Genomic DNA, 11,847 nt, shown 5'->3' with positions numbered 1-11,847 from the left:
GCGACGTCATCGTCGCCCCCATCCTTCCAGACGCGACGGAATCCTCCGTCAGTCGGCGAGACCGAGGTCGTCCTTCGAGTACGCGAAGAGGTACGGGACCCCCGCACCCTCGGTGATCTTCTCACCGGCGCCGGTGGCCCTGTCGACGATCGTGGCGACGGCCACGACCTCGGCGCCGGCCTCCCGGACCGCCTCCACGGCGGTCAGCGGTGAGCCGCCGGTGGTGGAGGTGTCCTCGACGACCAGGACGCGGCGGCCCTTGATGTCGGGGCCCTCGACGCGGCGCTGCATGCCGTGCGCCTTGGCGGCCTTGCGGACGACGAAGGCGTCCAGGCGCTTGCCGCGGGCGGCGGACGCGTGCAGCATCGCGCCCGCGACGGGGTCGGCGCCCATGGTCAGGCCGCCCACGGCGTCGAAGTCCAGGTCCGCGGTGAGGTCGAGCAGGACCTGGCCGACCAGCGGGGCGGCCGCGCCGTCGAGGGTGATCCGGCGGAGGTCGATGTAGTAGTCGGCCTCCAGGCCGGAGGAGAGCGTCACCTTGCCGTGCACGACGGCCTTGTCCTTGATCTGCTGCAGCAGGTCGCCGCGTACGTCGTTCGTCATGGCTACGAGCTTAAAGGCGCCGCCAGCTCCAGGTGGTCGCCGTCTCCAGGGGGTCCACGGGGGTGACCAGGCGCGGCAGGGTGTTCAGGCCGTCCGGCGGGCCGGTCTGCGGCTCCACGCACACCGCTTCGGCGGGCTCGTCGTAGACCACGACCCACTGCTCCCGGCTGGCCACGGTCAGCTCCAGGGTGCCCGGCCAGGTCAGGGTCACGTTCACCCCGTCGGGCATGCCGAAGCAGTCGTCCCAGGGGCTCGGGGTGGGATCGACGCGGGTGCCGGTGGGCAGGTGGTCGTCGCCGCGCTGCTCCTGCCAGGCGGCGTCGAAGGCGACGCGTACGCCGTCGTCGCCGTTCCTCCCGTCGCCGAGGTGGCGGTTGAACCACGGGTGCCAGCCCGCCTGCGCCGGGAAGGAGTCCCCGTACGTCTCGATCGCGAGCCGCAGCGTCAGGGCGTCCTCGGTCAGCTCCACGACCTGCGTGACCCGGCCCGGGTAGGGCCAGGGGTCGGTCAGGTCGTGGGTGAACACCGCTTCCGTGGCGCTGACGCGGGCCGTCTTCCAGGCGGCGTCGCGGGCGGTGCCGTGGATGGCGTGCGGTGGGGAGTTCACGGGGAGCTGGTGGCGGATGCCTCCGTTCCTGAACCGGCCCTCGCGGGTGCGGCCGCACCACGGCACCATCGGGAAGCTGCCGTAGCGCTCCCCCTGGCGCAGCAGCTCGACGCCGTCGACCCGCAGGCTCCCCAGGCGGCAGCCGTTCCCCGGCTGCACGGTCACGTCCGCGGTGCCCGCGGCCAGCCTGATCTCTTCGCTACTCACGGGGTCGACCTTACGGGCTCGGGCCAGGCCCTGCCGGGGGCCCATCGGCGCTCCGCACCTCGTCCTCAAACGCCGGACGGGCTTTTTCCCCACCCACCCACCCTTTCCGGCAGCATCCCAGCCGCAGCGGCAACCTCTCAGCCCGTCCGGCGCTTGAGGACGAGCGCGCAGCGCGACTCCAGCCCGTCCGGCGTTTAAGGACGAGCGCGCAGCGCGACTCCAGCCCGTCCGGCGTTTAAGGACGAGCGCGCAGCGCGACTCCAGCCCGTCCGGCGTTTAAGGACGAGCGCGCAGCGCGACTCCAGCCCGTCCGGCGTTTAAGGACGAGCGCGCAGCGCTATTTCAGCCCGTCCGGCGTTTGAGGACGAGCGCGCCAGCGCGATGGGCCTGAAGCTCAGCGCCAGCGGCACAGCGGCAGCGGCACAGCGGCAAGGCACGGCGGCAAGGCACGGCGGCAAGGCACAGCGGCAGCGACCTAGCGTCGGCGGCGCAGCACGCGCCCCGCCACGATGGCCGAGGCCAACACCACGGCAGCCGCGGGCGCAGCCCAGCGCAGGGTGGCGACCCGGCCGGACATCGACTCGGGCACCGGCACGGGCGCGTACCGCCCGCGCGGCGGCGCGTGGTCGACCTCCTCCGCGCTGCGCCCGATCATCGTCCGCCGCGCGTGCGCGGCCTCCGCGGCAGGCACCTCGTCCCCGTCCAGGGGGCCCCCGAACCGGGAGACCGGCTCCTCGCCGAGCGGATCGAGCGACGGCGGCGGCACCTCGGCCGCGAAGATCCCGTGCACCCCCTCCCCGACCCCGGTGGGCCCGGCGGGCGGCTCCGGCACGTCGGGGTCACCGGGCCCGTCCTCGCCGGCAGCCGAGGCCGAGGCAGGGGCGGAGGCCGAGACCCCTTCCGCGAACTTCGCGAGGAACCGCCGCGCGGCGGCTTCCACAGCCTGTGGAGAACTCTCCACCAGCTCGGCGATGCGGCCGTCCCCGGACGCCGTACCGCTGAACGTCATCGACGTACCCCCCTCCGCACCGGGGGCGAGCCGCAGCGCCAGGGCGAACTTCGCCGTCCCGCTGCCGCGGACCTCCTCGCCCTCGCCCTCGAAGGAGTACGTGCCGTCGTCCCGCGCGGCGACCCGCAGCCCGCCGCGGTAGGTGATCGTGTGCCCGGCGACCCGCACCCGCAGCCGCCCCGATCCGGGCGGCGAATCCGCGTCGGCGTCGCGGTGCAGCCCCGGCACCGCGCCGGCGACCCGCTCGGGGTCGGCCAGCGCCTCGCGGAGCGGCTCTTCCGTGACCGGTACGAACACCTCATGCTCCATGACAGTCGAGCGTACCGACGGTCACGCCGGGATGTACTCCACTTGCGCCCGCGAGGATCTCGCGGCACGTCAGTCGGCGTACCGCGGATGCACCAGCGTGGACGGCTCGAATCCCTGCCAGAAGGGGGGCCGCACCCGTTCGGCGGCGGGCGCCCCGGCCCGCAGGACGGCCGCGTCCCGGGCGACGGCCAGCCGGTGGGCGTCGCGCGCGGCGAGGACGAAGCCCCAGTCGTGCGGCCGGGCGGTGCCGTCGTCCGTACGGTCGGGCCCCGCCGCGTTGGCGGAGTACCGGCCGGTCACGCGGTAGGGCGTGGTGGCGAGGCCCGCGGCGCGCAGGGTCGCGTCCACCGTCCAGTAGGTCCGGGACCGGGTCACGACGGGCCCCGCGTGCACGGCGAACCGGCCGTCGTCGGCGAGGACGCGGGCGACCAGGCCGAAGAACTCCTGGGAGTAGAGCTTGGTGCTCGCGGTGATGCCGGGGTCGGGCAGGTCGGCGAGGACGACGTCGTAGGGGAGGCGGCGCTCGTGCGGGCCGCGCAGCCAGCGGAAGGCGTCGGCATGGATGGCCCGCACCCGCCGGTCCCGGTACACGTGTCCGTTGAGTTCGCTGAGCGCGGGGTCGCTGCGGGCCAGTTTCACCACGCCGGGGTCGACCTCGACGATGTCGACGCGGCGGACGCCGGAGTGCCGGAGCACCTCGCGGGCGGCGAGCCCGTCGCCGCCGCCGAGGACGAGGACGCGCGCGTGCGGCCCGCCGCGCATGGCGGGCTGGACGAGCGCCCGGTGGTAGCGGTGTTCGTCGCGGCCGCTGACGCGCAGCCTGCCGTCGACGTAGAGGTTCAGGGACGCGCGGTCGGCGCCGGTGAGGACGACTTCCTGGACGCCGGTCTGCACGGCGACGCGGATGTCGGAGCCGTACACGGCGCGGCGCGCGGCGCGCTCGAAGTCGTCGACGAGCAGCGCGGCGGAGGCGAGCACGGCGAGCACGGCGATGTTGGCACCGAACAGGGCGCAGCGCCCGCGTCCGCTCAGGTCACGGCCGAACAGGCCGAAGATCAGCGCTCCGCCCACGAGCACGTTCACGGCGCCGGTGAGCAGCGCCCCGGTGAGCTGGCCGAACCACGGAAGCAGCAGGAAGGGGAAGGCGAGTCCACCCACCAGGGCGCCCACGTAGTCCGCGGCGAACAGGTCGGCCACCGCGCCGCCCGCGTCCTGTCGTCTGATGCGCTGGATGAGCACCATGAGCAGCGGCACCTCGGCGCCGATGAGCACGCCGATGGCGAGGGAGAACGCCACGAAGAGATAGCGCGATCCGCTCGCCCACATCTCGCCCCGGTCCCCGGCCCAGGCGAACGCCGCGTACAGGACGAGGGCGCTGCACCCGCCGACCAGGGCGAGCGCCGCCTCGACGAGGCCGAACCCGACGGCGGCCCGGCACCGCAGGCGCTTGGCGAGCAGGGAGCCGACGCCCATCGCGAACACCATCACGGACAGGACGACGGAGGCCTGGGTGACGGAGTCGCCGATCAAGTACGCGGCGAGGGCGACGAGTTCGAGTTCGTACACGAGTCCGCAGGCGGCGCAGATGAACACGCCCGCGAGGACGAGGAACCGGCCTGTCCGGGGCGTGACGGGCAGACGCTCGGCGGGCGACTCGATCACGCTGCGAACGCTACGTCACCGAACGCTTACGCCAAGTCCCCCACATGGGTGGTGGTGCCCCGCGACAGGTGTGAAGTCGCGCGAGGGGGAACGCGCATACCCACCGCTCAGAGCGGAGCGGGCATCCGCACGCCCACCCGGGTGCGCGTCGCCACCAACTGCCCGTCCTGGGGGTACGCGTGCCATGTGCGCCACATGACCGAGCCTTCGTGGCGCTGGGCGAGCATGGCGGTGAAGGCGTGCGGCATGCCGGGGAAGACACCGGCGAGACCGTGCGGATGCTCGGTCACCAGGGCCAGCAACTCCTGTGCGCGGCCCGCGAACTGACCCTGCGACAGGGTCTCGACGCACGCCGCGAACTCGTACTCCCACTCGCCCACCCGCTTGGAGACGCCGAGCGGCAGCGGGGTGCTGCTGCCCGGGATGCACGCCACCGTCTCGGAACAGCTGCCCCGCTCCTCCTCCAGGAGCACCTGGTGCGACGCGCCGAGGAGCCGCAACTGCACCATGGCGCCGGTGAGTTCGAGGTCGAGGGTGGCGAGGGCGGGCAGCGGCTCGCGACCGAGGGCCCAGGCCAGGTCTCCGGCGCACGTGTCGGTATAGACAGTCTTCAGGGTCGTGAGCATGAGTCAGCTCCGCTAAGCACGCAATGGAGGTGGGGGCCGGCGCACATGGTCGAACACCTGAACCCGGGAAATCGGAATGCCGGCTCGCGCCCACGGGGAGGTCCCGGTTGCTGAGCTCAGAACGTCCGAGGGCGGGGGTGACAGTTGAAAGGGAATCATGAACTAAGACACTGCCACAGCGTTTTTACCCAACTTCGTAGGGTTTCCATCCCCTAGAGGGCTGAACAGTTCATCTGTTCACGTATCCAACGATCCATAAGCGCCCCAGTACGGTCGCCAATAAACCCATATCGCACTTGTCGCCCCCGCCACCCCCGCTGTACAGCTCTCTTTCCCCGCATCACGTCAACGATGCGCACCAACTTCGCGTCAACGACGAAACGCCCACCGGTAGTTGCTCCCGGTGGGCGTTTCGCCCAGTGGACCAGCTGCCCCGTGTCAGCTGCCTCCGCCGCATCCACCCCCGCCGCCCCCGCCACCGCAGGAGGAGCCGCCGCCGCACGACGACGAGCCGCCACAGGACGACCCGTGGTGCCCACCGCCGTCACCGGTGCTCACGTACCCCGCGCTGTTGCTGCCGCTGCTGCTTCCCGACGCCCACCAGCTGCTGCCGCCCGACCCCGCGGCGGCCCGCCGCCGGGCGCGTCCGGCCGGACCCCTCGCGTTCCTGGTGGCCGTGACGCCGAGTGCCACGCACACCGCCAGCACGAATCCGATGAAGATGAAGGCCAGTGCCATGCCCCCCACCACCCTCTCTGTTCCCCGTGATCCCCCGTGGTCCCCCGTGGTCCCCCGCGGTTCGTGCCAAGGAGATGCCCCCGGCCGGGCGCGGCCAAAGCAGAGTTGAGGAACTCCAGAGGTTCGGCGCAGGATGACGCCCATGACGTCCTCCGATGGTTCCTCCGGCACCCCCGGCCCCTCCGGTGTCCCCAGCGCCTCCGGCACCCCCGGCACCGCGTACGGCCGCCCGCTGCTCAACCGCCGTCTCGCCGAGTTCGGGACGACGATCTTCGCCGAGATGTCCGCGCTCGCCGTACGGACCGGGGCGATCAACCTGGGCCAGGGCTTCCCCGACACGGACGGCCCCGAGGAGGTGCGGGAGGCGGCGGTGCGGGCGCTGCGCGACGGGCGCGGCAACCAGTACCCGCCGGGTCCGGGCGTGCCCGAGCTGCGCACGGCCGTCGCCGGGCACCAGCGGCGCCACTACGGCCTGTCCTACGACCCGGACCGCGAGGTCCTGATCACCGCGGGCGCCACCGAGGCCATCGCGGCCGCGCTGCTCGCCCTGGTCGAGCCGGGCGACGAGGTGATCGCCCTGGAGCCGTACTACGACTCGTACGCCGCCGCGATCGCCCTCGCGGGCGGCACCCGGGTGCCCGTGACCCTGCGGCCCGGCGAGGGCCGCTTCGTCCTCGACCTGGACGAGCTGCGCGCCGCCGTCACCCCCCGCACCCGGCTGCTGCTCCTCAACACCCCGCACAACCCGACCGGCACCGTCCTCACCCGCGAGGAGCTGACCGCGATCGCGGAGCTGGCCGTCGAGCGGAACCTCCTCGTGGTCACGGACGAGGTCTACGAACACCTGGTCTTCACCGACGACGCGACGCCCGCGCACCTCCCGCTCGCGTCCTTCCCCGGCATGCGCGAACGCACCGTCACCATCGGCTCCGCGGGCAAGACGTTCTCGTTCACCGGCTGGAAGGTGGGCTGGGTGACGTCCACGCCCGACCTGGTCACGGCGGTGCGCTCGGCGAAGCAGTATCTGACGTTCGTGGCGTCGGGTCCCTTCCAGTACGCGGTCGCGGAGGCGCTCGCGCTGCCCGACGCCTACTTCACCGACCTCCGCGAGGACCTGCGCGCCAAGCGGGACCTGCTCGCGGCGGGCCTGACGGCGGCGGGCTTCGACGTCTACCGGCCCGCGGGCACCTACTTCATCACCACCGACATCCGCTCCCTCGGCGAGAGCCGCTCGCACGGCGGCGACGGATTCGCCTTCTGCCGCGCGCTGCCGGAGCGTGCCGGTGTCGTCGCCGTCCCGAACGCGGTCTTCTACGACCACCGTCAGGAGGGCGCCCCCTTCGTGCGGTTCGCGTTCTGCAAGCGCACCGAGGTGCTCACGGACGCCGTGGAGCGGCTGAAGTCGCTCTAGGGCGTCCGGGGGAACCGGCGCCCACCCACACGGACCCACCCGGCTCGCGTCCGCCGCCGCCACCCCGGAGGGTTCGGGTGTGAACCACCCGAGCCCCACCGTCCCCGCCCCCCTCACAGAACCGCCCCGCACCCAGTGCCGCACCTTCGTCCCCAGGGGGCCGACGGCCGCCCGCGCCCTGGGAGTCTTCGCCGCCGTCCGGATCGCCGGGCTGCTCGCCGTGTCGGTCGCCGCGCACGCCACGGAACAGAACACCTTCCGGCTGCTCGGCCGCTCCTGGGACTCGCGCTGGTACACCGCCATCGCCACCGACGGCTACGGCCGCACCCTCCACTTCGAGAACGCCGTGGTCCAGAGCGACCTGGCGTTCTTCCCGCTGTACCCGGGCCTGATCCGCGCGGTCACCACCATCACCCCGCTCACCTACGGCGCGGCGGGCCTCGTCGTGTCCTGGCTCGCCGCGGGGGCCGCCGCCCTCGGCATCTACTCGCTCGCCGTCCGCCTGTACGACCACCGCACCGCCACCGTCCTGGTGCTCCTGTGGGGCCTGCTGCCGCACTCGGTGATCCTTTCCATGGCCTACACCGAGCCGGTCCTCACCGCCCTCGCCGTCTGGGCCCTGTACGCCGTGCACACCGGGCGCTGGCTGTGGGCGGGCTCCCTCGCGGTGCTCGCGGGCCTCGCCCGGCCGAACGGCTTCGCGGTGGCGGCCGCGGTGCTCGCCGCCGCCGGGTACGAGGTGTGGCGCCGCCGCGGCCGCCACGTTCCCCACAGGCTGTGGACGGGCGCGCTGCTCGCCCCGCTCGGCTGGGCCGGGTACGTGCTGTGGGTCGGCGCGAGGAAGGGCGACCTGCTCGGCGGCTACTTCGCGGTGCAGCGCGGCTGGGGCTCACGCTTCGACTTCGGCGCCGGTTCGCTGACCTTCGTCCGGCATCTGCTCAGGGACGGCGACAAGCTGGTGTTCTCCATGACCCTGGTGATCGTCGCCGTGGCCGTGCTCCTGTACGCGCTCCTGGTGGCCGAGCGGGCGCCGCTGCCGCTGCTCGTGTACACCGGGGTGCTGCTCCTGATCACCGTGGGCGGCTCCGGCTTCTTCGAGTCCAAGCCGCGCTTCCTGCTGCCCGCGTTCCCGCTCCTGATCCCGGTGGCCCTCGCCGTGACGCGCACGGCGAAAGCCCGGCCGCGGGCCGCCTACCTGGTGGTGGGCGCCCTGGCCGGGCTTTCGGTGGCCTACGGGACGTATCTGGTGACGATCGCCCGCATGCCGTTGTGAGCGGGGCCCTCAGGCCTCGTCGTCCCCGGGCTTCTCGTCCTCGGCGCCCTCGGCGGGCTCCAGGCCGAGCTGCTCGACGAGCCAGCGGTCGAACTCGATCGCGGCCCGCACCCAGCTCACCGTCGACGAGACGAAGTGCTCCAGGGAGACACCCGTGCCGATCAGCATCTGGGCCTCGCCGATGAGGCGGACCGTGCCGTCGTCGTGGGTGTGGCTGTAGACCTTGGGCCACAGCGTGCGCCGGTTCCAGTCGTCGATGGACTCCAGGAGCTGGGGCTTCTCGTCGATGCCGTGCGGCCGGTCGTAGAACGTCCGTACCGAGAAGACCTGCTGGTCGTCCTCGCCACGGAACATGAAGTAGGTGCGGAACTCCTCCCACGGCGCCGCGAGGTCACCCTCGTCGTCGACGACGTACTTGAGCTCCATCTGGTCCAGGAGCTGCTTAACCAGGTCCTGGTCAGGGACGACGGGGCCCGCCGGTCCTGCGCCCTGCTGCGGTTCGGGCTGGCCCCCGAAATTCGGAATCGAGGACGGGTCGATGGTCACCGTTATTTCCCTTCGTACTTCGTACGGTCGAGCTTCGTACGGATCGAGCCATCCTCCCCCATGCCGGGCGGGGGCCCGCAACCCCCGCCCGGGGAACTGACCGGTTACGGCGCCGCGGGGCCCACGATGAGCCCGTCCTCGAAGACGTCCACGCGGACCGTGTCGCCGTCCTTGACCTCGCCCGCCAGGATCTCCTTGGCGAGCCGGTCGCCGATGGTGGTCTGGATGAGCCTGCGCAGCGGCCGTGCCCCGTACGCGGGATCGTTGCCCTCCGCGGCCAGCCAGGCGAGCGCCTCGGGCGTCACGTCGAGGGTGAGCCGCCGGTCCGCGAGCCGCTTGGCGAGGCGTCCGATCTGGAGCTCGGCGATGTGCGCCAGCTCGTCCTTGGTGAGCGCCGAGAACACGACCAGGTCGTCGAGCCGGTTCAGGAACTCGGGCTTGAAGGACGCCCGCACCACTTCCAGGACCTGCTGCTTCTTCTCCTCCTCGCTGGTCAGCGGCTCGACCAGATACTGGCTGCCGAGGTTGGAGGTGAGCACCAGGATGGTGTTGCGGAAGTCCACCGTGCGGCCCTGGCCGTCGGTGAGGCGGCCGTCGTCGAGGACCTGGAGCAGAACGTCGAAGACCTCCGGATGGGCCTTCTCGACCTCGTCGAGCAGCACCACGGAGTACGGGCGCCTGCGCACGGCCTCGGTGAGCTGGCCGCCCTCCTCGTACCCGACGTAGCCGGGCGGGGCGCCCACGAGCCGGGCGACGCTGTGCTTCTCGCCGTACTCGCTCATGTCGATGCGGACCATGGCCCGCTCGTCGTCGAACAGGAAGTCCGCGAGCGCCTTGGCCAGCTCGGTCTTGCCGACGCCGGTCGGGCCGAGGAACAGGAAGGAGCCGGTGGGCCGGTCGGGGTCGGCGATGCCCGCGCGGGTGCGCCGGACCGCGTCCGACACCGCCTGCACGGCCTCGCTCTGCCCGATGAGGCGCTTGCCCAGCTCGGCCTCCATCCGCAGCAGCTTCTGCGTCTCGCCTTCGAGCAGCCGCCCGGCGGGGATGCCGGTCCACGCGCCGACGACGTCCGCGATGTCGTCGGGGCCGACCTCCTCCTTGACCATGGTGTCGGCCTCCGCGGCCTCCTCCTCGGCCTCGGACGCCTCCTCCAGGTCGCGCTCCAGGGCGGGGATCTCCCCGTACAGGAGCTTGGAGGCGGTGTCGAAGTCGCCGTCGCGCTGGGCCCGCTCGGCCTGGCCGCGCAGCTCGTCCAGCTTCTCCTTCAGCTCACCGACGCGGTTGAGGGAGGTCTTCTCCTTCTCCCAGCGTGCGGTGAGGCCGCGCAGCTCCTCCTCCTTGTCGGCGAGGTCGCGGCGCAGCTTCTCCAGGCGCTGCTTGCTCGCCGGGTCGGTCTCCTTGCTGAGCGCCAGCTCCTCCATCCGCAGCCGGTCCACGGCGCGCTGGAGCTCGTCGATCTCGACGGGCGACGAGTCGATCTCCATGCGCAGCCGGGACGCGGCCTCGTCGACGAGGTCGATGGCCTTGTCGGGCAGGAAGCGCGAGGTGATGTACCGGTCGGAGAGCGAGGCGGCGGCCACCAGGGCGGAGTCGGCGATCTGCACCTTGTGGTGGGCCTCGTAGCGGCCCTTGAGCCCGCGCAGGATCGCGATGGAGTCCTCCACGCTCGGCTCGGCCACCAGGACCTGCTGGAAGCGGCGCTCCAGGGCGGGGTCCTTCTCGATCCGCTCGCGGTACTCGTCGAGCGTCGTCGCGCCGACCATGCGCAGCTCGCCGCGGGCCAGCATGGGCTTGAGCATGTTCCCGGCGTCCATGGCGGAGTCGCCGCTGGCGCCCGCGCCCACCACCGTGTGCAGCTCGTCGATGAACGTGATGATCTGCCCGTCGCTCTCCTTGATCTCGGAGAGGACGGTCTTCAGGCGCTCCTCGAACTCGCCGCGGTACTTGGCGCCCGCGACCATCGCGCCGAGGTCCAGGGAGACGAGCCGCTTGTTCTTCAGCGACTCCGGCACGTCACCCTTCACGATCCGCTGCGCGAGGCCCTCGACGACGGCGGTCTTGCCGACGCCGGGCTCGCCGATGAGCACCGGGTTGTTCTTCGTACGCCGGGAGAGGACCTGCACGACCCGGCGGATCTCCTGGTCCCGGCCGATGACGGGGTCCAGGCGGCCCTCGCGGGCGGCGGCGGTGAAGTCCGTGCCGAACTTCTCCAGGGCCTTGTACTGGCCCTCGGGGTCGGGGGTGGTCACGCGACGTCCTCCGCGGCTGGTCTCGAAGGCGTCGAGCAGCTTCTTCGCGCTCGCGCCGTTCTCGTTCAGTACGTCACCGGCGGCGCCGCCCTTGGCGGCGAGCCCGATGAGCAGGTGTTCGGTGGAGAGGTACTCGTCGCCGAGCTGCTTGGCGCGCTCCGCGGCGTCGGTGACGACGGCGAGCAGCTCGCGGTTGGGCTGCGGCGGCGAGACCGTGGACCCGCTGACGCTGGGCAGGGCGGCGAGGGCCCGCTCGGCCCCGGCCCGCACGGCCGCCTGGTCGGCGTCCACGGACGCCAGCAGATCGGTGATGTTCTCGTTGTCCTGGCCCTCCAGGAGAGCCAGGAGCAGATGCGCGGGGGTCAGGTCCGGGTGGCCTGCGGACACGGCCCGGCTGGTGGCCGCGTTGAGCGCGTCCCGGCTCCTGTTGGTCAGCTCGGCGTCCACGTGCGCGTTCTCCTCCTGCTTCGGTCGGTCGGGCGGGTACCCGTACTCATCCTGACTAAGCCAACGTACACAAAGTTGAGTCTATTCCGCTCAAGGTGTTCTTCAGAAGGCTCCTGGGCCCCGGTTTCCGCGGGGTCCCAGTCTCCGTACGGATCAGCGG

The 11,847-nt window shown here is 72.2% G+C and carries 10 protein-coding genes; 2 read left to right on the top strand and 8 right to left on the bottom strand.

The features are described 5' to 3' along the window. Window positions 1-48 precede the first annotated feature (48 nt). The 6 genes from pyrE to GPA10_RS17665 all read right to left on the bottom strand — a co-directional run bounded on the left by pyrE (window position 49) and on the right by GPA10_RS17665 (window position 5,761). Window positions 49-603: an orotate phosphoribosyltransferase gene (gene pyrE, locus GPA10_RS17690; RefSeq protein ID WP_157166374.1), complete on the bottom strand. Its 555-nt coding sequence runs from the start codon at window positions 601-603 to the stop codon at window positions 49-51. Between the two features lie 10 nt (window positions 604-613). Next, a complete protein-coding gene (locus tag GPA10_RS17685; RefSeq protein WP_343041029.1) occupies window positions 614-1,417 on the bottom strand; it encodes an aldose epimerase family protein in 804 nt (267 codons plus the stop codon). Window positions 1,418-1,892: 475 nt separating this feature from the next. After that, entirely contained in the window at window positions 1,893-2,735 is an 843-nt protein-coding gene (locus GPA10_RS17680) for an SRPBCC family protein (RefSeq protein WP_157166372.1), read from the bottom strand. A 69-nt stretch (window positions 2,736-2,804) separates the two neighbouring features. Then, on the bottom strand, window positions 2,805-4,397 hold the full coding sequence (locus GPA10_RS17675) for a polyamine aminopropyltransferase (RefSeq protein ID WP_343041027.1): 1,593 nt from the start codon (window positions 4,395-4,397) through the stop codon (window positions 2,805-2,807). Window positions 4,398-4,504: 107 nt separating this feature from the next. Further along, entirely contained in the window at window positions 4,505-5,023 is a 519-nt protein-coding gene (locus tag GPA10_RS17670; RefSeq protein ID WP_157166371.1) for a DUF2617 family protein, read from the bottom strand. 438 nt (window positions 5,024-5,461) lie between these two features. After that, complete coding sequence (locus GPA10_RS17665) at window positions 5,462-5,761, bottom strand: hypothetical protein (protein ID WP_079087067.1); 300 nt, start codon at window positions 5,759-5,761, stop codon at window positions 5,462-5,464. 133 nt (window positions 5,762-5,894) lie between these two features. Here GPA10_RS17665 and GPA10_RS17660 point away from each other — a divergent pair, with 133 nt between their 5' ends. After that, the gene (locus tag GPA10_RS17660; protein ID WP_246259351.1) at window positions 5,895-7,172 is read left to right on the top strand and encodes a pyridoxal phosphate-dependent aminotransferase; all 1,278 of its coding nucleotides are present in this window, start codon (window positions 5,895-5,897) and stop codon (window positions 7,170-7,172) included. A gap of 79 nt (window positions 7,173-7,251) precedes the next feature. After that, complete coding sequence (locus tag GPA10_RS17655) at window positions 7,252-8,445, top strand: hypothetical protein (RefSeq protein ID WP_425505764.1); 1,194 nt, start codon at window positions 7,252-7,254, stop codon at window positions 8,443-8,445. Window positions 8,446-8,454: 9 nt separating this feature from the next. On the opposite strand, the gene GPA10_RS17650 is transcribed toward GPA10_RS17655, so the two are convergent. Both GPA10_RS17650 and clpB read right to left on the bottom strand, forming a co-directional pair. Beyond that, window positions 8,455-8,991 carry a type III secretion system chaperone family protein gene (locus GPA10_RS17650; RefSeq protein WP_343041026.1) on the bottom strand — a complete coding sequence of 179 codons (537 nt, stop codon included), beginning with the start codon at window positions 8,989-8,991 and terminating at the stop codon, window positions 8,455-8,457. A gap of 104 nt (window positions 8,992-9,095) precedes the next feature. Continuing rightward, window positions 9,096-11,687, bottom strand: a complete 2,592-nt coding sequence (gene clpB / locus GPA10_RS17645; protein WP_343041025.1) for an ATP-dependent chaperone ClpB — start codon at window positions 11,685-11,687, stop codon at window positions 9,096-9,098. Between the last annotated feature and the right edge of the window lie 160 nt (window positions 11,688-11,847).

It is taken from the genome of Streptomyces typhae, from assembly GCF_009755605.1.
GTDB classification, from domain to species: domain Bacteria; phylum Actinomycetota; class Actinomycetes; order Streptomycetales; family Streptomycetaceae; genus Streptomyces; species Streptomyces typhae.
This window is presented reverse-complemented; position numbering and strand designations above follow the sequence as displayed.

Bases quoted from the DNA above. Each gene is read 5' to 3' on its own strand.
- pyrE (WP_157166374.1), bottom strand. From the start codon at position 603: ATGACGAACGACGTACGCGGCGACCTGCTGCAGCAGATCAAGGACAAG.
- GPA10_RS17680 (WP_157166372.1), bottom strand. From the start codon at position 2,735: ATGGAGCATGAGGTGTTCGTACCGGTCACGGAAGAGCCGCTCCGCGAG.
- GPA10_RS17670 (WP_157166371.1), bottom strand. From the start codon at position 5,023: ATGCTCACGACCCTGAAGACTGTCTATACCGACACGTGCGCCGGAGAC.
- GPA10_RS17665 (WP_079087067.1), bottom strand. From the start codon at position 5,761: ATGGCACTGGCCTTCATCTTCATCGGATTCGTGCTGGCGGTGTGCGTG.
- GPA10_RS17660 (WP_246259351.1), top strand. From the start codon at position 5,895: ATGACGCCCATGACGTCCTCCGATGGTTCCTCCGGCACCCCCGGCCCC.